Source organism: Acidimicrobiia bacterium, from assembly GCA_035651955.1.
GTDB lineage: Bacteria > Actinomycetota > Acidimicrobiia > IMCC26256 > JAMXLJ01 > JAMXLJ01.
Genome location: DASRES010000046.1, coordinates 22,725 through 49,006 on the forward strand (window position 1 = coordinate 22,725; position 26,282 = coordinate 49,006).

Annotated in this window: 18 protein-coding genes and 1 pseudogene; 11 read left to right on the forward strand and 8 right to left on the reverse strand. The window is 72.9% G+C overall.

Going from position 1 to position 26,282, the window contains the following annotated elements:
- Positions 1-74: 74 nt before the first annotated feature.
- The 3 genes and pseudogenes from VFC33_10965 (at position 75) to VFC33_10975 (ending at position 5,723) form a co-directional block, all read left to right on the forward strand.
- Entirely contained in the window at positions 75-740 is a 666-nt protein-coding gene (locus VFC33_10965) for a hypothetical protein (protein ID HZR13758.1), read from the forward strand.
- A gap of 12 nt (positions 741-752) precedes the next feature.
- Positions 753-2,363 (forward strand): DNA polymerase Y family protein, encoded by a 1,611-nt coding sequence (locus VFC33_10970; protein ID HZR13759.1) that lies wholly within the window; start codon positions 753-755, stop codon positions 2,361-2,363.
- Positions 2,364-2,468: 105 nt separating this feature from the next.
- Positions 2,469-5,723: pseudogene (locus VFC33_10975) on the forward strand (error-prone DNA polymerase).
- A gap of 90 nt (positions 5,724-5,813) precedes the next feature.
- Here VFC33_10975 and VFC33_10980 read toward each other — a convergent pair.
- Positions 5,814-6,473 (reverse strand): PilZ domain-containing protein, encoded by a 660-nt coding sequence (locus VFC33_10980; GenBank protein ID HZR13760.1) that lies wholly within the window; start codon positions 6,471-6,473, stop codon positions 5,814-5,816.
- 113 nt (positions 6,474-6,586) lie between these two features.
- Here VFC33_10980 and VFC33_10985 point away from each other — a divergent pair, with 113 nt between their 5' ends.
- Genes VFC33_10985 through VFC33_11000 form a run of 4 tightly spaced genes read left to right on the forward strand, consistent with a single transcriptional unit; the run spans position 6,587 to position 11,314 of the window.
- Positions 6,587-7,798, forward strand: a complete 1,212-nt coding sequence (locus VFC33_10985) for a magnesium transporter (protein HZR13761.1) — start codon at positions 6,587-6,589, stop codon at positions 7,796-7,798.
- A 20-nt stretch (positions 7,799-7,818) separates the two neighbouring features.
- On the forward strand, positions 7,819-9,042 hold the full coding sequence (locus VFC33_10990; GenBank protein ID HZR13762.1) for a TrkA C-terminal domain-containing protein: 1,224 nt from the start codon (positions 7,819-7,821) through the stop codon (positions 9,040-9,042).
- Between the two features lie 2 nt (positions 9,043-9,044).
- Positions 9,045-10,400 (forward strand): nodulation protein NfeD, encoded by a 1,356-nt coding sequence (locus tag VFC33_10995; GenBank protein ID HZR13763.1) that lies wholly within the window; start codon positions 9,045-9,047, stop codon positions 10,398-10,400.
- On the forward strand, positions 10,397-11,314 hold the full coding sequence (locus tag VFC33_11000) for an SPFH domain-containing protein (GenBank protein HZR13764.1): 918 nt from the start codon (positions 10,397-10,399) through the stop codon (positions 11,312-11,314). The genes VFC33_10995 and VFC33_11000 overlap by 4 nt, the downstream gene beginning before the upstream one ends.
- A gap of 58 nt (positions 11,315-11,372) precedes the next feature.
- Here the strand turns inward: VFC33_11000 and VFC33_11005 are convergent, their stop codons facing one another.
- Positions 11,373-14,099, reverse strand: a complete 2,727-nt coding sequence (locus VFC33_11005; protein HZR13765.1) for a GNAT family N-acetyltransferase — start codon at positions 14,097-14,099, stop codon at positions 11,373-11,375.
- A 135-nt stretch (positions 14,100-14,234) separates the two neighbouring features.
- Here VFC33_11005 and VFC33_11010 point away from each other — a divergent pair, with 135 nt between their 5' ends.
- Entirely contained in the window at positions 14,235-16,619 is a 2,385-nt protein-coding gene (locus VFC33_11010; GenBank protein HZR13766.1) for a cation-translocating P-type ATPase, read from the forward strand.
- 31 nt (positions 16,620-16,650) lie between these two features.
- On the opposite strand, the gene VFC33_11015 is transcribed toward VFC33_11010, so the two are convergent.
- Together VFC33_11015 and VFC33_11020 are read right to left on the reverse strand one after the other, a co-directional pair.
- Positions 16,651-17,853: an acetate/propionate family kinase gene (locus VFC33_11015; GenBank protein HZR13767.1), complete on the reverse strand. Its 1,203-nt coding sequence runs from the start codon at positions 17,851-17,853 to the stop codon at positions 16,651-16,653.
- Between the two features lie 4 nt (positions 17,854-17,857).
- On the reverse strand, positions 17,858-18,985 hold the full coding sequence (locus VFC33_11020; protein ID HZR13768.1) for a GAF domain-containing sensor histidine kinase: 1,128 nt from the start codon (positions 18,983-18,985) through the stop codon (positions 17,858-17,860).
- 32 nt (positions 18,986-19,017) lie between these two features.
- Here VFC33_11020 and VFC33_11025 point away from each other — a divergent pair, with 32 nt between their 5' ends.
- Complete coding sequence (locus tag VFC33_11025) at positions 19,018-19,686, forward strand: response regulator transcription factor (protein ID HZR13769.1); 669 nt, start codon at positions 19,018-19,020, stop codon at positions 19,684-19,686.
- Between the two features lie 74 nt (positions 19,687-19,760).
- Here VFC33_11025 and VFC33_11030 read toward each other — a convergent pair whose 3' ends face one another.
- Positions 19,761-20,303: a CAP domain-containing protein gene (locus VFC33_11030; GenBank protein ID HZR13770.1), complete on the reverse strand. Its 543-nt coding sequence runs from the start codon at positions 20,301-20,303 to the stop codon at positions 19,761-19,763.
- A gap of 98 nt (positions 20,304-20,401) precedes the next feature.
- A complete protein-coding gene (locus VFC33_11035; protein HZR13771.1) occupies positions 20,402-22,264 on the reverse strand; it encodes a VanW family protein in 1,863 nt (620 codons plus the stop codon).
- A 113-nt stretch (positions 22,265-22,377) separates the two neighbouring features.
- Between VFC33_11035 and VFC33_11040 the strand changes: the two genes are divergently transcribed.
- Together VFC33_11040 and VFC33_11045 are read left to right on the forward strand one after the other, a co-directional pair.
- On the forward strand, positions 22,378-23,658 hold the full coding sequence (locus VFC33_11040) for an acyl-CoA dehydrogenase family protein (GenBank protein ID HZR13772.1): 1,281 nt from the start codon (positions 22,378-22,380) through the stop codon (positions 23,656-23,658).
- Positions 23,659-23,683: 25 nt separating this feature from the next.
- Positions 23,684-24,751 (forward strand): trypsin-like peptidase domain-containing protein, encoded by a 1,068-nt coding sequence (locus VFC33_11045; GenBank protein ID HZR13773.1) that lies wholly within the window; start codon positions 23,684-23,686, stop codon positions 24,749-24,751.
- A gap of 76 nt (positions 24,752-24,827) precedes the next feature.
- Here the strand turns inward: VFC33_11045 and VFC33_11050 are convergent, their stop codons facing one another.
- Together VFC33_11050 and VFC33_11055 are read right to left on the reverse strand one after the other, a co-directional pair.
- Complete coding sequence (locus tag VFC33_11050; GenBank protein ID HZR13774.1) at positions 24,828-25,592, reverse strand: hypothetical protein; 765 nt, start codon at positions 25,590-25,592, stop codon at positions 24,828-24,830.
- The gene (locus VFC33_11055; GenBank protein HZR13775.1) at positions 25,589-26,200 is read right to left on the reverse strand and encodes an ABC transporter ATP-binding protein; all 612 of its coding nucleotides are present in this window, start codon (positions 26,198-26,200) and stop codon (positions 25,589-25,591) included. The genes VFC33_11050 and VFC33_11055 overlap by 4 nt, the downstream gene beginning before the upstream one ends.
- Between the last annotated feature and the right edge of the window lie 82 nt (positions 26,201-26,282).

Here is a 26,282-nt window from a genome sequence, read left to right on the forward strand (position 1 = left end):
GTCTAGCAGCGAGGGCCCGGGGTGTCGCCGGGCCCACTTGCGGATGCGAACATGTGTTCGGTACGGTCATTCCCGTGGCCCTGGCTGCACTTCCCCGGCGTGACGACGCGGCACGCGAGCACCTTGACAACGTGGCCCGGCGGGCCCGTCCGGTCGTGTTCGCACACGAGCGGACCATCCCGGTCGACACCGGCATCGGCGACCTGCTGCCGTGGCGCGGCGTGCAGCGGGGCACGGTCGTGGCGGTCGACGGCCCGCGTGGCGCGGGAGCGACGACGGTCGCCCTGCAGCTCGCGGCGGCCGTGACCGCGGCGGGCGAGTGGGCCGCGGCCGTCGACCCCGACACGTCGCTCGGCGGGTTGGCCGCCGCCGAGACGGGGGTCGACGTCGAGCGGTTCGCCGTCGTGCGCGGCGTTGCGCCGGCGCGCTGGGTCGAGGTCGTCGGCGCGCTGCTCGACGGTGTCGCGCTCGTCGTCGCCGGTGTGCCGGCCGGGGTGCGCGCGGGTGAGGCACGCCGGCTCGTCGGGCGCACGCGTGAGCGTGGCGCGGTGCTCGTCGCGCTCGGGCCCTGGCCCGTCGAGGCCGCGGTGCGCCTGCGGGCCGGCGGTGGACGGTGGCGCGGCCTCGGCCGTGGCGAGGGTCTCCTCACCGGCCGCGCGCTCGACGTCTCCGTCGTGGCGCACGGTGCGGCCGTACGCTCGCGCGAGCTGCACGTCGAGCCCTACGCACGCGCCGGCTGACGCGCGGGTCCCGTGAACGACGCCGGCACACGGACGTGTTGCGTATGGGTCCCCGACTGGCCCGTCGTTGTCGCGCGACGGACGGACACCGCACTGCACGAGCGCGCGGTCGTGGTGCTCGAGCCACCCGGGTCGCACCGTTCGGGACTGGTGCGCGCCGCGTCATTCGAGGCGCGCGCGGAGGGGGCGGTGCCCGGGCTGCGGCGGCGGGAGGCCGAGGTGCGCTGTCCCGGCGTCGCCGTCCTCGACGCCGACCTCGCGGCCGAGGCGCGCGTGTTCGAGGTGCTCGCCCGCGCGGTGGAGGTGCTCACGCCACGCGTCGAGCTCGAGCGACCGGGGCGCTTGTCGTTCCCGACGCGCGGGCCGTCGCGGTACTTCGGTGGCGACGACGCGCTGGTCGCACGCGTGCGCGCCGCGATCGCGGACGCCGGGCTCGGTGACGTCCCGGCTCGGGTCGGGATCGCCGGGAGCCGGTTCGCGGCCCGGCTCGCGGCGCGGCGTGACACCGTCGTCGCGCCGGACGCGACGCGCGAGTTCCTCGACCCGTGGCCCGTCCGCGTCCTCGGCGATCCCGATCTCGCCGACCTGCTCGCGCGTCTCGGCATACGGACACTCGGCGCGTTCGACGCGCTGCCGGCACCCGCGGTGCTCGCGCGCTTCGGTCCCGAGGGACATCGCGCGCACCGGCTCGCGCGCGGGCTCGACCTCCGGCCGCCCGTGCTCGAGCCCCCGCCGCCCGAGCTCGTCGAGACGCACGAGCTCGATCCGCCCGCCGCGCGCGTCGACGTCGCGACGTTCGCGGCGAAGACGATGGCCGACCGCCTGCTCGGCGCGCTCGCGGCGCGCGGGCTCGGCTGCACGCACGTGCTCGTCGAAGCCGAGACCGAGCACGGCGAGCGGCTGGCGCGCGGGTGGCGGCACGACCGCGCGCTGACGCCCGCGGCGCTGGCCGAGCGCGTCCGCTGGCAGCTCGAGGGCTGGCTCGGGAACGGCGCCGGTGCCCGGGACGAGGAGCTCGTCGCCGCGGACGCGGTCACCGGCGGGCTGACCTTGCTGCGCCTCGTGCCCGAGGAGGTCGTCCCCGCGACGGGCCGGCAGCTCGGCTTCTGGGGTGGCGACGCCGCGACGGCGGACCGCGCCGCGCGCACCTTCGCCCGGGTCCAGGGCCTGCTCGGGCCGGACGCCGTCGTGTCACCCGTCGTGCAGGGTGGCCGCACGCCCGGTGAGCGCGTCCGTTGGGTGCCGTGGGGCGAGCCGCGCGCCGCGACCGCGGACGTCGCCGCCCCGTGGCCCGGCGCGATCCCGTCGCCGGCACCGGCGCGGGTGCTCGAGCCGCCCGTGCCCGCGGAGGTGCTCGACGACGACGGGACGCCCGTGCGCGTGTCGGCGCGTGGTGACGCGTCGGGGGAGCCCGCGATGGTGCGCAGCGGCGCGCTGCCGGGCGGCGGGGGACCGGTGGTCGCGTGGACCGGACCGTGGGTGCACGACGTGCGGTGGTGGGACGGTCGCGCCCGACGCCGTGAGGCGCGCTGGCAGGTCGTCGTGCGCGCGGACGGCGTCGACGTCGCGTGCCTCGTCGCGCTCGGCCGGGGCCGGGCCACGGTCGAGGCGGTGTACGACTGAGCGAGCACGGCCGGGAGGCCGGGCGGAAGCGGTGGCCCGAGCGGCCCGGCACCGCAGGTGCCATGCGCGGAGCACGCTGAGATGACCGGCGCGCGCGCCGGCGGGTACGCCGAGCTCCACTGCCACACCAACTTCTCGTTCCTCGACGGCGCGAGCCATCCCGAGGACCTCGTCGAGGAGGCGGTGCGGCTCGGCCTCGACGCGCTCGCGGTGACCGACCACGACGGGCTGTACGGCGTCGTGCGCTTCGCCGAGGTGGCGCGCGAGCTCTCGCTCCCGACGGTCTTCGGCGCCGAGCTGACGCTTTGGAGCGGCGAGCTTGCGAGCGCGACCGGAGAACATGATGAGCACGTCCTCGTGCTCGCAGACGGGCCCGTGGGATACGCGCGGCTCGCGCGCGCGATCAGCGCGGCGCAGCTGCGGGGCGAGAAGGGTGCACCTCGCTTCGACCTCGCGTCGCTCGCCGAGGACGCGCGAGCACCGGTGCACGCGAACGGCTACCGAACGTCACGCGACAACGACTCGTGGCTCGTGTTGACGGGATGCCGGAAAGGAGGCGTGCCGCGTGCGCTCGCGCAGCACGGACCGGCCGCCGCCGCACGCGCGCTCGACCGGCTCGTCGACGCGTTCGGGCGCGAACGCGTGCTCGTCGAGCTCTGGGACCACGGCGACCCGCTCGACCGTCATCGCAACGACGCGCTCGCCGCGCTCGCGGCGCGCGCCGCCGTCGACGTCGTCGCGACGAACAACGTCCACTACGCCACGCCGCGCCAGCGGCGCCTCGCGCACGCGCTCGCCGCGATCCGATCACGTCGCTCGCTCGACGAGCTCGACGGGTGGCTGCCCGCGTCGCCGCTCGCGCACCTGCGGGGCGCGGCCGAGCAGCGTCGCCGCTTCGCGCGCTATCCGGGGGCGGTCGAACGGACCGTCGACGTCGCGCGTCAGGCCGCGTTCGACCTGCGACACGCGGCACCGAACCTGCCCGACCACGTCGTGCCCGACGGCCACGACGAGATGAGCTGGCTGCGTGAGCTCACGTACCGGGGCGCGGCGTTGCGCTACCCGAGCACCCACGAACAGCACGACGACGCGATGCGCCAGATCGAGCACGAGCTCGCGGTGATCGAGGAGCTCGGGTTCCCCGGCTACTTCCTCCTCGTGCACGACATCGTCGAGTTCTGCCGCGTGAACGACATCTACTGCCAGGGCCGGGGGAGCGCGGCGAACAGCGCGGTCTGCTACGCGATCGGCATCACGAAGGCGGACGCGGTGGGCCTCGGGCTCCTGTTCGAGCGCTTCCTCTCACCCGAGCGCGACGGGCCGCCCGACATCGACCTCGACATCGAGCACCAGCGCCGCGAGGAGGTGATCCAGTACGTCTACGAGCGCTACGGGCGTGACCGCGCCGCGCAGGTCGCCAACGTCATCACGTACCGGCCGCGCTCCGCGCTGCGCGAGATGGCGAAGGTCGCGGGCCTGTCGCCGGGCCACGCGGACGCGCTGACGAAGTGGATCGACCGCTGGCGCAGCAACGTTGATGCGTTCGAGGATCTCACCGAGGAAGGCATCGCGCCCGCCGTGCCGGAGCTGGTCGTCGACCTCGCGCGGCAGGTGCTCGACTTCCCGCGCCACCTCGGCATCCACTCGGGCGGGATGGTCATGGCCGACCGCCCGCTCGTCGAGTGCTGTCCGGTCGAGTGGGCCCGCATGGAGAACCGCTCGGTGCTGCAGTGGGACAAGGACGACTGCGCGGCCGCGGGGCTCGTGAAGTTCGACCTGCTCGGCCTCGGGATGCTGACGATGCTGCACCTCGCCGTCGACCTGATCCGCGAGCACGAGGGTGTCGACGTCGACCTCGCGACGATCCCGCAGGAGCCCGAGGTGTACGCGCTGCTGAGCGCGGCCGACACCGTCGGCGTGTTCCAGGTCGAGAGCCGCGCGCAGATGGCGACGCTGCCCCGCCTGCGACCGGAGTCGTTCTACGACCTCGTCGTCGAGGTCGCGCTCATCCGGCCCGGGCCGATCCAGGGCGGCTCGGTGCATCCGTACCTGCGCCGGCGCAACGGCGAGGAGCCCGTCACCTACCCGCACCCGATCCTCGAGCCGTGCCTGCGCAAGACGCTCGGGGTGCCCCTGTTCCAGGAGCAGCTCATGCAGATGGCGATCGACGCGGCCGGCTTCACGCCCGGCGAGGCCGACCAGCTCCGCCAGGCGATGGGCTCGAAGCGCTCGCACGCGCGCATGGCCCGCATGCGCGAGCGGCTGCTCGACGGGCTCGCGCGCAACGGGATCACCGGCGAGGTCGCGGCCGACGTCGCCAAGAAGCTCGAGGCGTTCGCCGACTTCGGCTTCCCCGAGAGCCACTCGGTGAGCTTCGCCTACCTCGTGTACGCGAGCTCGTGGGTGAAGCTGCACTACCCGGCCCAGTTCGCGTGCGCGCTCCTCAACGCGCAGCCGATGGGCTTCTACTCGCCGCACACGATCGTGCGCGACGCGATCCGTCACGGCGTCGAGGTGCTCGGGCCGGACGTCAGCGCGTCGCGCAAGGACTGCACGCTCGAGCCCCGCACGGCCGGTGCCGGGCCCGTCGGCTTCCCCAAGCCGGGCTGGCACGCCGATCCGTCGACGCACGCGCTGCGCGTCGGCCTGCGCTACGTGCGTGGGTTGAGCGACGCGCTGCTCGATCGCATCGACGAAGAGCGTGCGCGCGCGCCGTTCGCGGACCTCGAGGACTTCGTGCGCCGCACCGCCGCACCCGTCGACGCGATCGAGGCGCTCGCGACCGCGGGTGCGTTCGAGGCGTGCTTCGGGCGCACGCGGCGCGACGCGCTGTGGGCCGCGGGCGCGGTCCGCGACGTCGCGCCGCGGCAACGCGGCGATCTCGTCGTCGAACGGCTCCCCGGCGTCGTGACGGGCGCCGACGCGCCCGCGCTGCCCGGCATGACCGAGGTCGAGGAGACCGCAGCCGACCTGTGGGCGCTCGGCCTGTCGCCCACGCGCCATCCAACCGAGCTGGTCCGCGACGAGCTCACCGCGAGCGGCATCGTCACCGCGAGCGCGCTGCGCGAGCTCACGCACGGCGACATCGTCGAGGTCGGCGGCGTCGTCACGCACCGCCAGCAGCCGTCCACCGCGAAGGGCACGGTGTTCCTCAACCTCGAGGACGAGACCGGCCTCGTGAACGTGATCTGCACGCCCGGCGCGTGGAAGCGCTACCGCGCGGTCGCGCGCACCTCGCCGGCGTTACGCGTGCGCGGGGTCCTCGAACGGCACCAGGGCGTGATCAACCTCGTCGCGCAACGGATCCGGCCGCTGCCGCTGAGCGTCGCCGGCGCGCTCCGCTCGCGTGACTTCCACTGACGCGACCGGACGCGCAGGCGCGGGCGCGGAGCTGCCCACCGCGAGGGATCGCGGTCAGCGACCGCGGTGTCGAGCGCGATCCCGCCGCCGCTAACGCCGGCGTACCACCGTCCCGCGGTCCTCACGCATGCACGTGAAGACGAAGCGGACCAGCCGCTCGCGGTCCCGTTCGCTGATCGCGCTGAACCCGACGTGCAGGAGGTACTCCTCGTGGCGCTCCTGCCGCTCTCGCGACGACGCGTGCTCCAACACGGTCGCGATCGCGACGAGCGGTCGATCGCCCGGGATCGCGAGTGACACGACGACCGTCGCGTCCCGCGGCGCGATCACGTCCGCCTCGAGTGCCATCCCGCCGCCGCCGATGTCGTGCACGTACGCGTCGAACGGCGTGAACTCGTTCGCGCGGTCGTCGAGCAGCAGGCACCGCACGACGGGCCGCGCCGCGACACGAACGAACTGCCGGCGTTGCATGGGAGCGTGGTCGTCGCGCAGTGCGAGCGCGAGCGTCGAGTCGCTCCGTCGCGTCACTGCGCCGTCGACCGTGAACACGCTCGTGCTCGTCACGGTCGTGATCGAGACCGCCGCGCCTTCACGGAGCTCTCGCGGGACGGGGTCGTCGTGCACCGCGACGACGAGCCGCCCGGTCTGCACCGCGTCGACGATCGCTCGCCACGCGACGATCGCGCCGTCGACGTCCGTCTCGATGAGGACGAGCTGACGTTTCGCGAAGCCCGGGAACCGCGTCGGCATCCGTGCACAGCGTACGACGGGTCGTGCCGTGGGGAACGGTTACCCTGAGCGCTCCATGAAGTCGGCCCTCGTCGAGCCTCCGAGTCCCTGTGCGGCGGCAGTTGCGCACCGTCGTGGCGCGCTTCGTCGCGCTCGTTCGCTCGGACGCCGCCGGCGTACGGGCCGGGTTCGTCGCGCTCTTCATCTCGTCGGGCGGTGATCTCCTCGCCGGCCTGACGCTCGGGTCGATCACCGGAACGCTCCAACGGCTGCCCGGTCTGCTCGTCCTCGTCCCCGCGGCGATCGGCATGCGGGGCAACATCTTCGGCGCGCTCGGCAGCCGGCTCGGCACCGCGATCCACGCCGGCACGTTCCGCCTCTCGCGCCGGCGTGACACCCTCGTCGGCCAGAACCTGTCGGCGTCGATCGCGCTGTCGCTGTCGATCTCGCTCGTGCTCGCGGTGCTGGCGCGCGCGATCTCGGTCGTCTTCGGCCTCGATCACACGATCTCGATCACCGACTTCATCGTCATCTCCGTCATCGGCGCGGTGCTGGCGTCGGTGGTCGTCATGGCGTTGACGGTGTGGGTCGCGCACCTCAGCGTCCAGCGCGGCTGGGACCTCGACAACGTCGCGGCGCCGATCGTCACGGCCGCCGGCGACATGGTGACCCTGCCCAGCCTGTTCGCCGCGACCTACCTCGTCGGCGTGCACTACGTGACGCCCGTCGTCGCGGTGCTCTGCATCGTCCTCGGCGTCGGCGCGTTCGTCGTGAGCCTGCGGTCGCGGCTGCCGATCCTGCATCGCATCATGGTCGAGTCGCTGCCGATCCTCGCGCTGGCGGGCGCGGTCGACGTCGTCGCGGGGTTGACGATCGAGAAGCGCTTCGAGTCGTTCCTGACGTACCCGGCGCTGCTCGTGCTCGTGCCGCCCTTCCTCGAGGACTCCGGCTCGCTCGGCGGCATCCTGTCCGCGCGCGTCGCGACGAAGCTGCACCTCGGCACGATCGAACCGACGCGCTCCCCGCTCGTGGCAGTGGGTGAGGACGTGTTGCTGACGTACGTGTACGCGGTCCCGGTGTTCCTGTTCCTCGGGATCTCGTCGCAGATCGCGGCGCTCGTCGCCGGCCTGCACAGCCCGGGGCCGGTCGAGATGATCGCGGTGTCGATGCTCGCGGGCGCGTTCGCGACGACGGCGTCGGTGCTCGTCGGGTACTACGGCGCGGTCGCGACGTACCGGCTCGGTCTCGACCCCGACAACCACGGCATCCCGATCGTCACGTCGAGTCTCGACCTGCTCGGCGCGTTCGCGCTGATCCTCGCGATCGTGATCCTCGGGCTCACGTGACGGCGGTACATTCGCGAGCAGTGGGTGCCAACCTGAAGGACATGCTCTCGGAGGCGAAGGACTCCTCCGAGCTCATGGTCGACCTGGCGTACGCGGCGCTGTTCTTCTCGGACGCCGGGATGGCGGACGAGGTCCACGAGCTGGAGGACCGGCTCCGGGACCTCACCCACCAGATGCGCGAGACCTGCGTCCTCGCGGCCCGCTCGCCGCGCGAGGCGGAGCAGATGTCGGGTGTCCTGCAGCTCGTGTCCGCGATCGAGCGGATGGCGAACGCGGCGGTCGACGTCTCGCGCATCGTCACGCGGCGTCTCGGCATCCCGGCTGCGCTCGTGGCCGACCTCGCCGCGGCCGAGGAGGTGTCGCACCGCGTCCGCATCCGCGACGACTCGGCGATGGCGCACCGATCGCTGGCCGATCTCGAGCTGCCGATCGAGACCGGCATGCGCGTCGTCGCGATCCGGCGCGGCAAGCAGTGGGTGATCGACCCCGACGGCGACGAGGTGCTCGTCCCCGACGACATCCTCATCCTGCGCGGTCCCGTGGACGGGATCGCGGAGCTGCGCGTGCTCGCCGGCGCGCCCGAGTGGCGCGCGCCCGCCCTCGAAGAGGACCCCGCGCTGTCCGACCTCGACCGCGCGGTCGACGTGCTCGTCGAGATGAAGAACGTCTCCGAGGTCGCGGTCGGCCTCGCGTACAGCGCGCTCCTGTTCGACGACCAGGGGCTCGCGGCCGAGGTGTCGCAACTCGAGGAGCGGCTCGACGAGATGCGCGAGCGGCTCGAGCTGTGGGTCCTGCGCGCCGCGAGCGAGACGATCGACCCGTCCCCGCTGCGCGGTCTGCTGCACCTGGGGGGCGCGGCCGAGGAGATCGGTGACGCGGCGCAACAGATGGTGTGGGTCGTCGAGCAGGGCGAGGAGATGCACCCGGTGCTCGTCGCCGCGCTCGGCGAGTCCGACGAGGTGATCGCGCGCATCCCCGTCGGCGCGGGGTCGCTGCTCGAAGGTCGCACGCTGAGCGAGGTCTCGCTCGAGACCGAGACCGGCTTCTACCTGCTCGCGATTCGCCGCTCGGGTCGCTGGTCCTACCGCCCGCGCGGCGGGTTCCGGCTCGCCGCGGGTGACGAGCTCGTCGGCAGCGGACCCGACGAGGGCCGCGCGCGGCTGGCGGAGCTGTGCGGCTACCGCGTCATCGAGGACGACGACACCGGCCAGGTCGATCTCGTCCCTGCCGCGGGCCCGAGGTAACGGTGCTCTCCGGACGGGCGGCTGCCGCAGCGGCCGTCGGCGCGCTCGTCCTCGTCGCGCTCCTCCAGGCGGGCGCGGCAGTCGCGGCGACCACGCCGCGCCGCGCGCGGCCGGTCGTCTCCGAGATCCCGGTGACGGGTGCGGTGGACCCGCTCGTCGCGCGCATGGCGGAACGGGGGCTCACGAGGGCTGCGGACGCGCACGCGGCGGCGGTCCTCGTCCGGCTCGACACACCGGGCGGTCTGGACTCGTCGATGCGGTCGATCATCAAGTCGATCGAGCGCTCGACCGTACCGGTCGTGTGCTGGGTCGGCCCGTCGGGCGCGCGTGCGGCGTCCGCAGGGACGTTCATCCTCGTGGGCTGCCCCGTCGCGGCGATGGCGCCGGGAACGAACGTCGGGGCTGCGCACCCGGTCGGCATCACCGGTCAGATCGAGTCGACGAAGGTCACCAACGATGCAGCCGCGTACATCCGCTCGCTCGCGCAGGCCCGCGGTCGCAATGCCGACTGGGCGGAGCGCGCGGTACGCAACTCGGTGAGCATCTCGGCGGCCGACGCCGTCCGCCTGCACGTCGCCGATCTGCTCGCACCCAGTCGTGACGCGCTGCTGCGCGCGGTCGACGGGCGGGTCGTCGCCACCGCGGCAGGACCGGTCACGCTCACGACCGCCGGCGCGACGGTGCGGACCGAGCACCTCACGTGGGGCGAGTCGCTCCTCCATGCCCTCGACGACCCGAACATCGCGTTCGTGCTGTTCGTCGCGGGCATCGCGCTGCTCGTGCTCGCGCTGATCCACCACGGCGTGCAGGTGTACGGCGTCGTCGGGCTCGTCCTGGTGCTGTCGTCGCTCGTCGTGTTCTCGGTGCTGCCCGTGAACCTCGCCGGGATCATCCTGCTCGTCGCCGCGTTCGTGCTCTTCGTGCTGGACGTCAAGCTGCATGCGCACGGCGCGCCGGTCGCCGCCGGTCTCGTCGCCTTCGTGTTCGGCGGGCTGTACCTGTACAACGGGCCCGTCCGGGTCTCGCGCCCGCTGGTGTTCACGCTGGCGCTCGGGTTCGGGGTGCTGTTCTTCCTCGCGGTGCGGGCCGCGGTCCGGTCGCACCATGTGCCCGTGCGCGTCGGGACGTCCGTCGTCGGCGCGCAGGGTGTCGTCGTGCGCGACCTCGCGCCCGAAGGCGTCGTCCGCATCAACCGCGAGGAGTGGAGCGCGCGCGTGGTCGGGTGTGAGGGGGGTGCCGTCCCCGCGGGCGCGACCGTCCGGGTGGTGGACACGTCGGGACTGACCGTGGAGGTCGTCCCGGTCGGATCGGAGGGTGCGGCGAGCAGCGACGCACCCGGTGCGGAGGTGACCAGTTGACCGCGGTGTTCGTCGTCGTTGCCGTCGTCGTCGTGCTGTTCCTGATCGTGCTGTGGTCGTCGATCAAGATCGTGCGCGAGTACCAGCGGATCGTGCTCTTCCGGCTCGGTCGCATGATCGGCCTGCGCGGGCCGGGGATCGTGATCATCATCCCGTTCATCGACCGCGCGACCTGGGTCGACCTGCGCGAGTTCTACCTGGAGATCCCGCACCAGACCGCGATCACGAAGGACAACGCGCCGATCTCGATCGACTTCATCACGTTCTTCAAGGTCGTCGACGCCGAGTCGAGCGTGATCCAGGTCGCCAACTTCACCGGCGCCGCGCAGAACATCGCGGCGACGACGCTGCGCTCCGTCGTCGGTGACATCAGCCTCGACGACGTGCTCGCCAAGCGCGACGAGATCAACCAGATCCTCCGCACGAAGCTCGACGAGATCACCGAGCGCTGGGGCGTGAAGGTCACGAACGTCGAGATCCGCGAGATCATCCCGCCCCCCGCGGTGCAGGAGGCGATGACGCGCCAGATGTCGGCGGAGCGCACGCGGCGCGCGGTCGTCACCGAGGCCGAGGGCGACAAGGCCGCGCAGATCCTGCGCGCGGAGGGGTCCCAGCAGTCGGCCGTCCTCGAGGCCGAGGGCCAGCGGCAGGCGAACATCCTGCAGGCCGAGGGTGACAAGCAGGCCGCGCTGCTGCGGGCCGAGGGCTTCGCGGCCGCGCTGACCGCGGTGTTCCAGGCCGCGAGCACCGTCGACGCGAAGACGATGGGCATCCAGTACCTGGAGGCGCTCAAGGCGCTCGGCGCGTCACCGTCGACGAAGTTCGTGCTCCCGCTCGAGCTGACCGGCGTGCTGCACGGTCTCGCCGGCTACGCCAACCAGGCGTTCGACGGCGCCGGCGACACGCCGTCCTGATCGTCCATGCGTCGTTCATCGTCGTACAGCAACGGCGAGCGACGCATGGACGACCGGATCACGTGACCGCGCGCATCCGGCGCAGGCCGCGGAGGGGACTCTCGGTGGTCGGTGCGAGGCGGACCTTCACGTCGACGACCGTGGCGCCGTCCGGCGTGACGATCACCGGGTTGCAGTCCATCTCGCTCACCTCGGCGAGCGTGTCGGCGAGCAGGCCGACGCGCAGCACGACGTCCTCGAGCGCATCGACGTCGACCGGCGCACTCCCTCGGTAGCCGAACAGCAGGGGCGACATCTTCAACGACCGGACGACCTCGCGCGCGTCGACGTCGGTGATCGGCACGATGCGCAGCGCGGTGTCGCGCATGAGCTCGGCCGTGACGCCGCCCATCCCGAACAGCACGAGCGGCCCGAAGGACGGGTCGTGGGTGACGCCGACGATCGTCTCCACCCCGACCGCGGCCATCGGCTGGACGACGACGGTGCGTTCGCTGGTCGACGACACGACGTGCGCGTACGCGTCGCGCACGGCCGGCGCGCTCGACAGGCCGAGGTGCACGCCGCCGACGTCGCTCTTGTGCACGATCGAGCCGGCCGCGACCTTCAGCGCGACGGGGAAGCCGAGCTCCTCGGCCGCGCTCGCGGCGTCGTCCGGGGTCGTGACGCGCCGCACGGGGACGTGCGGGATGCCGAAGCAGTCGCACAGCGCGAACGCGACGTCGCTGTCCAACCACACGCGCTCGCCGCCCGCCGCGGCGAGGACGTCCGTGACGAGCTCCTTGGCGTGCGCGACGTCGACGCCGTCGAGCGCCGGCACCGTGCCCGCGGGACGGCGGCGCCACTCGCCGTGCTCCGCGGCGCGCGCCATCGCGGCGACGGCGGACTCCGGGAACGAGAACGACGGGATCGCCCGCCGAGCTGCGTCGCCGCGCTCCGGCGGGTGCTGCAACGCGTCGGGGATCCCCTGCCGGCCGAGGAAGCACGCGACGACGGGCGTGTCGCCGGCGGCGGTCGATCCGGCCTGGATCGCGCGCGCGACGTCCTCGGCCGCGGTCACGAGCGGTGGGACGAAGATGACGAGCAGCGCGTCGACGTCCGGGTCGCGCAGCACGGTACGGATCGCGCGCTCGTAGGTCTCCGCGCTCGCCGACGCGACGAGGTCGACGGGGTTCGCGACGCTCGCGTCCGGCGACACGAACGAGCGCAGCTCCTGCTGTGTCGCCGGGCCGAGCTCGTTCACCTCGAGTCCCGCGCCCTCGGACGCGTCGGCCGCGAGGATCCCGGGCCCGCCGCCATTGCTGATGATCGCGACGCGCCGGCCCTTCGGTAACGGCTGGTTGACGAGCACCTGCGCCGTCTCGAAGAGCTGCTCCATGGTGTCGACGCGGATGACGCCCGCCTGGCGGAACAGCGCGTCGACCGCGACGTCGGGGCTCGCGAGCGCGGCCGTGTGCGACGACGCGGCGCGCGTCCCGGCACGCGAGCGGCCGCTCTTCACCGCGACGATCGGCTTGTGGCGCGAGATCCGCCGGGCGAGCCGCGCGAACTTGCGCGGGTTCCCGAACGACTCGAGGTAGAGGAGGATGACGTCGGTGTCGGGATCGTCCTCCCAGTGCTGGAGGAGGTCGTTGCCGCTCACGTCGGCCTTGTTGCCGATCGACACGAACGACGACACGCCGAGGCCGAGCCGGCTCGCCTGGGCGAGCAGCTCGATGCCGAGCGCGCCGGACTGCGACGAGAACGCCACCCGCCCGCGCGTCGGCGTGAACGGCGCGAACGTCGCGTTCATCTGCACGTCGGGGTTCGTGTTGACCACGCCCATGCAGTTCGGACCGACCATGCGCATGCCGTGGCGCCGCGCCAGCTCGACGATCTCGCGTTCGGTCCGGCGGCCGTCCTCGCCCGTCTCCGCGAACCCGGCCGTGATGACGATGAGGCCCCGCACCCGCTTCTGCGCGCACTCGCGGACGACGCCTTCGACGAGCGGCGCGGGAACCGTGATGACCGCGACGTCGACGTCGTCGGGGATGTCGAGCACGCTCGGCCACGACCGCACGCTCGCCACCGACGTCGTGGTCGGGTTGACCGGGTAGACGGGACCGTTGAACCCGCCCGCGATGAGGTTGCGCAGCACCTCGTGACCGATCGTGCCGCGCCGGCGCCCCGCGCCGACGACCGCGATCGACCGGGGTGCGAGCACGCGCGCCGTCGATCGCGCCTCCGCCTGGTGCTCGCGTTGCTCCTGCGCGGCGCGCGACGCCGCTGTCGGCGCGATCGGGAACGTCAGCTCGACCACTCCGTCCGCGAAGCGGCGCTCGACCTCGAAGCCCGCACTGCGGAACACGTCGAGCATCTTGCGGTTCGACGGCAACGTCGACGCGAGGAAGCGCGTGATCCCCTCGCGGCGCGCGATCCCGGCGAGGTGCTCGAGCATGATCGTCCCGAGGCCGCGGCCCTGCTGGTCGTCCTCGACCGTGAACGCGACCTCGGCATCGTTGCGGTCGTCGAGACGGTCGTAGCGCGCGACGGCGACGATGCGGTCGCCGAGCTCGGCGACGAGCGCCATCCGGTCGTCGTAGTCGATGCTCGTGAGCCGCTCGAGCTGCTGCGCGGTCGGTGCGGAGACCGGTGAGAAGAACCGCAGGTAGATGGAGTCGGACGACATGCGCTCGTAGAGCGCGAGGAGCGCGGCGTCGTCGTCGGGCCGGATCGGCCGCACGTGCACGGTGCCGCCGTCGGCGAGCACGACGTCCGACTCCCACTGCGAGGGGTACGCCCGGGCCATCCGCGCGCAGCGTAGGACGTCGTCTGCTCCCTCGCGCCGGCCCATCCCCGCGCGTGCGCGCACGGTCCGGCTTCGTCCGCACCGTCGCAGGTTCTTCGACCCGGCCGGCCCGTCGCGGTCGGCTACCGTCGGACGGTGACCGCGTCGCCGGCTCCCGTCGCCTCGCGGCCCGGCGGGGATCCCTCGTTCGTCACCGGTCCGGACGGCCTGTCCGACGACGACGTCGCCGCGCGGATCGCGCGTGGCGAGGTCAACGACACCGGCGAGCGGTCGAGCCGCAGCCTCGAGGAGATCGTCCGCGCCAACGTCTTCACGCGCTTCAACGCGCTTCTCGGCGCGCTCCTCGTCGTCATCCTGGTCGTCGGGCCGCTGCAGGACGCGCTGTTCGGCATCGTCCTCGTGACGAACACCCTCATCGGCATCGTCCAGGAGGTGCGGGCGAAGCGCACGCTCGACCGTCTCGCCGTCTTGAGCGCGCCGCGCGCGCGAGTCGTGCGCGCGGGGCGCGCGAGCGACATCGCGGTCGAGCAGGTCGTCCTCGACGATCTCCTGCAGCTCCGCACCGGCGACCAGGTGCCCGCGGACGGTGTCGTGCGCGCGTCCGACGGTCTCGAGCTCGACGAGTCGCTCCTCACCGGCGAGTCGGACCCGGTCACCAAGCGCGACGGCGACGGGGTGCTGTCGGGCAGCTTCGTCGTCGCCGGCGCGGGCGACGTCCAGGCGACGCGCATCGGCGCCGACGCGTACGCGCGCAAGCTCGCGGCCGAGGCGCGTCGGTTCACGCTCGTGCGCTCCGAGCTGATGGACGCCATCAACCTCATCCTGAAGTGGGTGACGTGGGCGATCGTCCCGACCGCCGCGATCCTGGCGCTGAGCCAGTTCAAGGCGAACGACGGATGGCGCGCGGCGCTGAGCGGTACCGTCGCCGGCGTCGTCGGCATGGTCCCGGAGGGGCTCGTCCTCCTGACGAGCATCGCGTTCGCGGTCGCGGCGGTGACGCTGGCGCGGCGCCGCGTCCTCGTGCAGGAGCTGCCGGCGGTCGAGGGTCTCGCGCGCGTCGACGTCGTCTGCCTCGACAAGACCGGCACGCTCACCGAGGGCGACGTCGTGTTCGACCGGCTCGAGCCGTTGACCGGCGCCGACGGCGACGTCACGGGCGCCGCGCTGGGTGCGCTGGCCGACGACCCGAACCGCAACGCGACGCTCGGTGCCGTCGCGGACGCGTTCCCCGCGCCGGACGGCTGGACGCGCACCGGTGGGATCCCGTTCTCCTCCGCGCGCAAGTGGAGCGCGGCGAGCTTCGACGGGCACGGCTCGTGGGTCATCGGCGCACCCGAGATGGTCCTCGCCCACGCACCGCACGACGATCCCGCCCGCGTGCGAGCCGACCAGCTCGCGTCCGACGGACGGCGTGTCCTGCTGCTCGCGCGGTCCGATGCCGCGCTGACGGGCGAGCAGCTGCCCGCGCCGTTGCAGGCCGTCGCGCTCGTGCTCCTCGCGGAGCAGATCCGGCCCGACGCCGCCGAGACGCTCCGTTACTTCGCCGACCAGGGCGTCCTGCTCAAGGTCATCTCCGGTGACAACCCGCGCACGGTCGGTGCCGTCGCGCAGCGTGTCGGGCTCCCGGGGGCCGACGAGCCGTACGACGCGCGCCGTCTCCCCGAGGAGACCGACGCGCTCGCCGGCGTGCTCGACACACACACCGTGTTCGGGCGGGTCACGCCCCATCAGAAGCGAGCGATGGTCGGCGCGTTGCAGTCCCACGGTCACGTGGTCGCGATGACCGGCGACGGCGTGAACGACGCGCTGGCGCTCAAGGACGCGGACATCGGCATCGCGATGGGCTCGGGCGCGGCTGCGACGCGATCGGTCGCGCAGCTCGTCCTCCTCGACGGGCGGTTCGCGACGCTGCCCGGCGTCGTCGCCGAGGGCCGGCGCGTCATCGCGAACATCGAGCGCGTCGCGAACCTGTTCATCACGAAGACGGTGTACGCGATGCTGCTCGCGCTGGCGATCGGCGTCGCGCGCTGGCCGTTCCCGTTCCTGCCCCGGCATCTCACCGTCGTGAGCTCGCTCACGATCGGCATCCCGGCGTTCTTCCTGTCGCTCGCACCGAATCCGCGGCGGTACGTCCCGGGGTTCATCGACCGTGTGCTGCGCTTCGCCGTGCCTGCCGGGACGCTCGCCGCGATCGCGACGTTCGCGGCCTACTGGGTGGCGCGCGCCTCGGGCGTCCCCCTCGTGGAGGCGCGCACGACCGCGACGGTCGTGCTGATGACCTACGCCTTGTGGGTGCTGTTCGTGCTCGCGCGCCCGGTCAACTGGTGGCGCGCGCTGCTGCTGGGCGCGATGGTCCTCGCCTTCGTCGTCGCGGTCGCCGTGCCCGGCCTGCAGGACTTCTACGCGCTCCACCTTCCTTCGGCCGACGTGGTCGTAGAGGGCGTCGCCATCGCGGCGGTCGCCGCGGCCGCGCTCGAGATCGCGCTCCGCTTCACCCGCCGCCCAGAGATGCGGCACTGACGTTCGGTTTCCGACGGTCAGTGCCGCATGTTCAGGCGGTGGTGAGCACGCGGAGGGTGTCGCGTGCGACGACCGTGGCCTCGTCGACGTGGACGACCCACGCCGCGATCGCGGACCCGTCGGTCGAGATGCGTGCCTCGCGGCCGCCGACGGCGGTGTCGTTGGCCCGCGGGTCGACCTCGATGCCGCACCACTGCATGCCGTCGAGGATGCGCGCGCGGACCTCGGGCGAGTGCTCGCCGATCCCGCCGCCGAACACGACCGCTTCCGCGCCGCCGAGCGCGGCGAGGTAGCCGCCGACGTAGCGGCGGGCGCGGTAGCAGAACATCTCGACGGCGAGCGTGGCGCGTGCGTCGCCGTCGTGCGCGGCGTCGAGGACGTCGCGCATGTCGCGTGACCGTCCCGAGAGCCCGAGCAGTCCCGAGCGCGTGTTGAGCCACCCGTCGGCGGTGTCGACGTCCACGTTCTCCATGCGGGCGAGGTAGCCGGCCAGGCTCGGGTCGACGTCACCGGAGCGCGTCCCCATCACGAGCCCTTCGAGCGGGGTCAGACCCATCGACGTGTCGATCGAGCGGCCGTGGTCGACGGCCGCCGCCGAGCAACCGTTCCCGAGCTGCAGCGCGACGACGCGCGCGTGTGCCGTGTCGAGTGGCGCGAGCGCGTGCCGCGCGTCGAGCCGGTCGAGCATCGACCGGTGCGCGAGACCGTGGAACCCGTACCGACGCACGTGGTGACGGCGAGCGAGGTCGGGATCGATGGCGTAGTGCGATGCGCGTGCCGGCATCGACGCGTGGAACGCGGTGTCGAACGCCGCGACCATCGGGACACGGGTGCCGAGCGCGTCACGCGCACCGCGGATCGCGGCGAGCGCGGGCGCGTTGTGCAACGGCGCGAGCTCCGTCATGGACTCGATGCCGCGCAGTACGTCGTCATCGATCACGACCGCGTCGACGAACCGGTCGCCACCGTGGACGACGCGGTGCCCGACAGCGTCGACGCCCGTGCCCGCCCCGGCCGTCTCGAGCCAGTCGAGCGCGACGCGCAGCGCGCGTGCGTGGTCGGGTGCGTCGACTCGCACCTTCGTCGCGGCGCCGTCCGCGACGGCGTCGAGCACCGCGTGCGGTCCGATCTCCTCGATCTCGCCTGACGCGACCCGCCGGAGCTCCGTGCCGTCGAGGTCGCCGACGTCGAACTTCAGCGACGAGCTCCCGCAGTTGACGACGAGGAACCGCACGCCGTCACAGGTCCGAGAGCGGGACCCGCCACTCGAGCGTCGTACCGCCACGCGGGCGCCGCTGGACGGTGAAGCGCCCGCCGCGCTCCTTCGCCCGGACCGCCATGTTGGCGAGGCCGTGGCCGGTCGTGGGCGCGGACTCGTCGATGCCCGTGCCGTCGTCGACGACGTGCAGCGACACGTCGCTGTCGACCGCGATCGCGATGTCGACGCGTGACGCGTGCGCGTGCCGCGCGACGTTCGAGAGCGCCTCGTTCAGCGTGGCGAGCAGATCCGCCGCGATCGGCTCGGGCACGACGCTGTCGATCGGCCCCTCGAGGTGCACGTGGGGATCGAAGCCGAGCGCGTGGCGCGCCTCGCTGGCGAGCGCGAAGACGTCGACCCGCAGGCCGCGCCGGGTGCGCTCGTGCAACGCGAAGATCGTGTTGCGGATCTCGCGGATCGTCTCGTCGAGATCGTCGACGGCCTGCGCGATGCGGGCGCCGACCTCGGGGCGTGCGGCGATGCGGGCCGTCGTCTGCAACGCCATGCCCGTCGCGAACAGGCGCTGGATCACCTTGTCGTGCAGATCGCGCGCGATCCGCTCGCGGTCCTCGATGACCGCGAGCTCCGAGACGCGCTCGTGTAGGCGCGCGTTCTCGATCGCCACGCCCGCGGCCGTCGCGAGCGCGACGACGAGCGCCTCGTCCGAGTCGGAGAACTCGTCCGCGCCCTGCTTCTCGCAGAGGTACAGGTTCCCGAACACGTGCTCGCGCACACGGATCGGGACGCCGAGGAACGAGCGCATCGCGGGGTGGTGGGGCGGGAACCCGAACGACTCCGGGTGGGTCGTCAGGTCGCGCAACCGCAGCGGCTTCGGGTCGACGATCAGGAGGCCGAGGATCCCGCGTCCTTCGGGCAGCGTCCCGATCGCGCGGAACGTCTGCGCGTCCATGCCGACGTTGATGAAGTCGCTCAGCCGTTGGTCGTCGCCGATCACGCCGAGCGCGCCGTACCGAGCGCTCACGAGATCGCACGCGGACTCCACGATCCGCCGCAGCACGACCGGTAGGCTCAGATCGGACGCGATGCTGAGCACCGCGTCGAGCAGTCGGCTCAGCCGCTCGTCGTTCGAGACCCCACTGCGACCCACTGGGCCGAGAGGATCGCACACGGAGGATGGCCGTGGGCAATGCCGGCGAGCCGACGCGGGTGTTCCTGCTCGACGACCACGAGGTCGTCCGCCGTGGCCTGCGCGACATGCTCGACGCCGAGGACGACCTGACGGTCGTCGGTGAGGCCGGGACGGCCGACGAGGCGCTGTCGCGCATCCCGCCGACGCGTCCCGACGTCGCGGTCCTCGACGTGCGACTGCCCGACGGCAACGGCGTCGAGGTGTGCCGCGAGGTGCGGTCGCGCCATCCCGAGATCCAGTGCCTGATGCTGACGTCGTTCGCGGACGACGAAGCCCTGTTCCAGGCGATCATGGCCGGCGCGTCGGGCTACCTGCTCAAGCAGATCAAGGGCCCGGACATCGTCGACGCGATCCGTCGCGTCGCGGCGGGTCAGTCGTTGCTCGACGCCGCGGTCACGAAGCGCGTCCTCGACCGGCTGCGTCACCCGCCCGAGGAGGACGAGCGCCTCGCGTCGCTCACCGACCAGGAGCGGCGCATCCTCGAGCTGATCGCCGAGGGCCTCACGAACCGCCAGATCGCGGACCGCGTCCACCTCGCGGAGAAGACGGTGAAGAACTACGTGTCGAACCTGCTCGCGAAGCTGGGCATGGAGCGACGCACGCAGGCCGCGGTGTACGGCGCCAAGCTCCTCGAGCGCCATCCGCACGCGGCCGACTGAGTGACCCTGTTGGTACACAAGTCGCGCCTCTGACCGCGACTTGTGTACCAACTGAGCGCCCGCGCGGGACGCGCTCAGCACGTCAGCGTGCCGCGGTCGGCGCGCGCGATCGGGTCGACGGGCGGCAGCGCGCCGAAGCTCCCCGAGCGCGTCGATCCGAACTGCTCGGTCGCCCACATCGTGCCGTCGGGTGCGCACACGACCCCGATGCCGACGCGGTCGAGGTTCGGCGCGAGCAGATCGTGGCGGTGACCGTCCGATCGCATCCACGCGACGTGCATGTCGCCCGCGGTCGTCCCGTGATCACCGGTCCCGATGTTCTCCGCCGCGGCGACGAACCGGCCGAGCAGCGGGTGGATGTCGCTGTGGCGGAACCCGGACGCGGCCATCGTCCCGCTCCACCGGTACGCGTTCGCGGCGAGCGCGCCGTCCCACGCGAGCGGGCGGAGTCCCCGTGCCGCGCGCTCGGCGTTCGCGCGCGCCACGAGATCCGCCGCGATCGCGCGCTCGCGCGCGGTGGGCGAGACGTCCGCGGGTACGCCCGTCGTGCGGATGGTGCCGGTGCACGCCGTCGCGGCCGCGGCGAGCGCGACCGTCAGGCTGAGCGCGGCGAGCATCCGGGACACGCCGCGGTATCGGACGGGCGGCGCGGCCGCTTGAGCGGATCGGCGGCGCGGATCGGGCGGATCGGCGGCGCGGATCGGCAGCGCGGGAGTCAGTCCCCGACGTTCGCGGCCGGCGGCGTCCCTTGCGGCGTGGTGGTGGTCGTCGTCGGCGTCCCCGGCGCGACGCCGCGGGCGATCTTGGTCGGGAACATGTCGTAGTGCGTGTAATAGCGCTCGCGGACGTCGGGCTGGCCCGGCCGCGAGATGACGCGGTACACGACGACGTCGTAGCCGGTGTCGCCCTGCTGGATGACGCGTGTCGCGCCCGGCGGCAGCGTCGGGTCGTCGACGTACTCCGTCGTGACGGGCGTCGTCTTCAGGATGTCGGGGCCCTCGGCGCGGACCGTTCGCCCCTCGGTGTTGCCGTAGAACGACACCGTGATCGACGTCGACGTGTACGACGTGCGGATCAGGATCCCCGAGTGCGAGTCGTTCTGGAACTTCAGGTCGATCGCGCCGTAGTTGACGGTCGCCTCGCGCCCCAGCGGGTACCGGCTGATGTACACGAGGTGCGCGGCGTGCGTGACGTCCTTGTAACCGCCGAAGAAGATCGCGTTGTACGTCGTCGTCGCGAGCTGGCTCACGCCGCCGCCGTAGTCCTCGCCGAAGCTGTCCTCGAGCACGATCGGCGCCTTCACGAACCCGCGCTCGGGTGTGCGCGGACCGATCGTGTCGTTCATCGAGAAGATCTGGCCCGGCTCGACGATCGTGTTGTTCAGGATGTCCGCCGCGCGGTGGATGTTCTCGACGCGTGGCTCGCCCGCGGGGTGATGCGTCGTGAAGGTCGACACGAGCTCGGTGATGTTCAGCCGCTGCGCCCACGCGGTGTCGTGCGCGGGTTGCACGTCGGCGAGCGTCGCGGTGACGGTCCGCTCGCCGCGGAGGATCGCGTCTCCGACCGGTCCCGTCGCGAGGATCCGCCCGGGCTTGGACGGGACCACGCTGACGTGCGTCCCGCTGACGGCGAACGACGCGTCGACGGGTGGCTGCTCGAGCGCGGCGAGGGGAGGGCCGAGCGCGGCGCGCAGCTTCGTCGCGTCGACGGCGATCGCGACGTGGTGCCGGTGCACGGTCGTCGTGAGCGCGGTGGCGAGCTGTGGGGGCGTCAGCGTGAACGGGTGGCCGTCGACCACGATCGTCACCGGCGCGGCGAGCACGCGGCGGGCGCGTGCCGCGGCGCGCTCGAGCTCGGCGCGGCTGGCAGGTGGGTCGACGCGACCGACGGGCAGCGCGATGTCGTGGACGCGGCCGTTGCCCAATGCGTCGAGGAGCGCGGCGCGCGCCGCACTGCGCTGCATCCCGTGGCCCGCCTGCGGCGGCGCGACCCGGACGACGGCACCGTCGAACACGACCGCACCCGGGTCGAGCCCACCGGCGGCCTGGACGCTCCAGCCGTCGAGCACGCCGGCGAGCCGTTGCCCGTCGACGTGGATCACGAGCGGCAGACGGTCGGGCCGGAACCGCCGGGCGATGCTGTCCACGACCTGCGCGCCCACTCCACCGTCGTGCCCGACCCGCCGCGCGGCGCGCACCGTCGCGTGGTCGTCGACGGTTAGCCCGATCGCGCTCGGGTCGATCGACAGGTGCTGCCCGCCGACGACGACCGAGATCGGCCCGGTGCGCACGCGGGCGACGACCGGCGCGATCCGTCGCGCCGCGACCGCGTCGGACGTGCCGCCCACCTTCACGCCCGCGATCTCGACGTCGTGCGCGACGCGGCCGCGCGCGGCGAGCCGGTCGCCGAGGACGAGCCCGGCCGCGGCGAGGAGGAGCACACCGAGGAGGCTCACCGCGGCCCACGTCGCGACGCGCAGCACCGCCGGGCGACGCGCGCGCGCCGACGTCCACCCGTCGGAGGGGACGTCGAGTGGTCCTGTCCGCGTCGGGGAGAGCTGCGGGCGGTCGACGCTCAACCGGCCCAGGGTAGCGACACCGTTCCCGCGCGCCCGGGCCCCACCTGACCGGCCGGTCAAGACGCCGGTACGATCATCGGTCGCCCCGCTCGCTCGCACCACTGGAGACCGCCATGGCCGTCGACGCCCCCGAGCGCACCCCCGAGCAGCTGCGCGAGCAGACCGTCGCGTGGCTGCGCGAGAACCTCCCCGCCGGGTGGATGGAGGCCGTCGACGCCGGCGACCACGAGAAGGTGTCGCGCCTGCGCAGGGAGCTCGACTACGACGAGTGGTGCGTGCGCTTCGGGCGCGCCGGCTACGCGACGCCGACCTGGCCGGCCGAGTACGGCGCGGGGCTGTCACTCACGCCGGGGCAGGCCAAGCACGTCAACGACGTCCTCAACCACTACCGGGTCCCGCGGCCGATGAACATCATCGGCATCGGGATGGGTGGCCCGACCGTCCTGACGTGGGGGAGCGAGGAGCTCAAGCAGCGCCTCGTCGCCAAGATCGCGACGAACGAGGAGATCTGGTGCCAGCTCTTCAGCGAGCCGGGCAACGGATCCGACGTCGCCGGCCTCTCGACCCGCGCCGTGCGCGACGGCGACGAGTGGGTCGTGAACGGCCAGAAGGTGTGGACGACGCTCGCCCACCGCGCGAAGTGGGGGATGCTCCTCGCGCGCACGAACCCTGACGTGCCGAAGCATCGCGGCCTCAGCTACTTCGTCGTCGACATGCATGCACCCGGGGTGGAGGTCCGGCCGCTCGTCCAGATCACGGGTGACGCGGAGTTCAACGAGGTCTTCCTCAACGACGTCCGCATCCCGGACTCGATGCGTCTCGGTGGTGAGGGCGACGGGTGGCGCGTCGCGATCACGACGCTGATGAACGAGCGTGTGTCGCTGTCCGGTGCCGGCTCGGTCAGCGGCGACGCCGTCGGTGGGAGCGCGGTCGACCGTCTGATCGCGCGTCACCACCCGGTCGAGGATCCGGTGATGCGGCAGCGGCTCGCGCAGGCGTGGATCGAGGGCCAGCTCATCCGCCTGACGAACCAGCGCGCCGCGGCCCGGCGCAAGAGCGGCGCCGAGGCCGGGCCCGAGGGCTCCGTCACGAAGCTCTTCCAGGCCGAGTACAACAAGCGGCTGCAGAAGCTCGCGGTCGACCTCGAGGGGCCCCGCGGCATCGCCTGGGAAGGGGCCGCCCTGCGGGGCGAGGGCCGCGTCGGGTGGATGCCGACGGACCGCGACGACGCGGGCAGCGTCGCGGTCGGGTTCCTGCGCGCGCAGGCCAACACCATCGAGGGCGGTACGTCCGAGATCATGCGCAACATCCTCGGCGAGCGGGTCCTCGGGCTGCCCAAGGAGCCCGACCCGTCGCGCGAGCTGCCCTGGAAGGACGTGCTCAGGAACGCGTGAGCGCGCCGGTATGGTCGTACGCCGCGTGGGGCACACAAGACTCGTGACGCGCATCAACCGCGGCGTGGTCACCGTCGTGGCGGTCCTGGCTCTCGTGCTCGCGGCGTGCTCGAGCGGCGGCAGCGGGAAGTCGGCCAAGGGCGGGTCGGCGAGCTCGACGTCGACGTCGTCGTCCAACAGCGCCGCGCAGGTTCCCGCCGCGCAGCCGGGGATCCCCGCGATCGTGCAGAAGCTGTCGCCGTCGGTCGTCACGATCATCACCGACCAGGGTCTCGGCAGCGGTGTCGTGTGGAACGCGGACGGGACGATCGTCACCGACGACCACGTCATCGCGAACGCGAGCCAGCTCACGGTCGCGTTCGCCGACGGCCGCCGCGTGGCGGGTCACGTCGTCGCCGGTGATCCCGTGACGGACGTCGCGGTCGTCAAGGCGGACCGCACCGGTCTCCCGGCCGCGCAGTTCGAGACGGCGCTGCCCCAGGTCGGCGCGCTCGCCATCGCGATCGGGAGCCCGCTCGGCTTCCAGAACACGGTCAGCGCGGGCGTCGTCTCGGGATTGCAACGATCGATCCCGGGCTCCGCGCAGCAGACACGCTCGCTCGTCAACCTGATCCAGACGGACGCCGCGATCTCGCCCGGTGACTCCGGCGGCGCGCTGGTCGACGGCAACGGGAAGGTCATCGGCCTCAACGAGGCGTACCTGCCGCCGTCGACGGGCGCGGTGTCCATCGGGTTCGCGATCCCGGCGGAGACGGTGTCGGACATCGTCCCGCAGCTGCTGAAGAACGGGAAGGCGGTGCACCCCTTCTTCGGCGTGCAGATCACCGACCTCACGCCCGACATCGCGCAGCAGTTCGGGCTGAAGGCGTCGCAGGGCGTCGTCGTGCTCGACGTCGTCGGGGGCAGCCCCGCCGCGCAGGCCGGCATCCAGGCCGGTGACGTGATCACCCAGGTCGACACCACGCCGGTCAACACGGTCGAGGACTTCATCGGCGCGCTGCGGCCGCACCAGCCCGGCGACTCCGTCCTCACGACCGTCGTGCGCGGCAGCTCGACGATGCGCATCAAGGTGACGCTCACCGACCAGAGCTGAGGTCGTCTCGCCCTCGGTTTCGTGAAGCGAACCGGCCACATGGTGGCCGCTTCGCTTCCCAAAAGCTGGGTGGGAGTCAGGCGAGCGCGAGGAGGACGATGGCGCCCGCGGCCATGAGGCCGAGGGCGACCCGTCCGACATGGCGCGCGTGGGGCACCGCGCGCGGGTGCCGGGTGACGTGCACACGCTCCCACCACGCGGCGGTCGCGAGCGCGAGCAGCAGCACGGACCACGCGACCGCGCGCAGGACCGGTGGCGCGAAGCCGCCGTGGCGACCCGACGCGAGCGCGAGCAGCCGGTGCGGACCGCCGAACGGCATCACGCCCTCGAGCGCGCTCCCGCTCGGCAGGCTCATCTCGATCCCGACGACACCGATGAGCAGCAACGTGCCCTCGAGCTCGCGTGGCACGAGCGCGGCGATCGCGAGCCCGAACGGCACCGCGATGCCGGCCACGAGCACGAGCGACACGAACAACGACATCGCGTCGCGAGGCACGGCGACGCCGTACATCAGCGCGCCGAACGCGAGCGCGAGCGAGAGCCCGAACGCCATGAGGACCACGACCCGTCCCGCGAGCAGCTCGGCCGGCCGGTAGCCGTCGAGGACGAGTCGGCGGTCGACGGGTCGCGCGGCGAGCGCGGAGTACAGCGCCGCGCCGGCGATCGACCAGCTGATCCCCATGCCGCCCGACGTGTACGCGTAGCCGCCCTCCGACCAGCGTGTCGCGGCGTAGAACGCGACCGGGAGCGCGACGAGCATGACGAGCGCGAGCCGGCGTCGCAGCAGGTCGCGACCGAGCACCTCGGCCGTCGCCAGGACCCTCCCGATGGTCGTCGTCATGCGACGGCCTGGGCGGCGGGCTGCAGCTCGACCACTCGGTCGACGCGGTGCAGCTCCGCCAGCATGTGCGTGACGACGACGATCGCGCGGCCCTCGTCACGCCAGCGCTCGACGTGGTGCCAGAAGCTCACGTACGTCCCGTGGTCGAAGCCTTGATACGGCTCGTCGAGCAGGAGCACGTCGCGCGTGCCCAGCAGCGCGAGCGCCAGGTTGAGCTTCTGACGCGATCCACCCGACAGGCGTCGCGTCTGCACCGGCCGGCCGACCGGGAAGCCGAGCTCGCCGAGCAGCTGCCGTCCCTGGTCGAGCGCGTCGGCACGCGAGAGCCCCTGCGCGCGGCCGAACAGCACGAGGTGCTCGTCCGCCGTGAGCAGGTCGAGGAGCCCGGGCTCCTGTGGGCAGTACCCGACGAGACCGCTGGTCGTCACCGTGCCGCCGTCGGGGCCGAGGAACCCGGCACAGATCTTCAGCAGCGTGCTCTTGCCCGCGCCGTTCTCGCCGATGAGTGCGACAGCCTCGCCCCGGTCGACGTCGAGATCGATGCCGTCGAGCACGCGACGGCGGCCGAAGCGCTTCGTCACGCCGGAGACCGAGAGGGCGGGAGGCACGAGCGGCCATTCTGCCCCGCACCGCGGCCCGCGTCCCCACCGGGCCCATGCGCGTCCTCGGCTCCCTCGGGCCCGGCCGTCC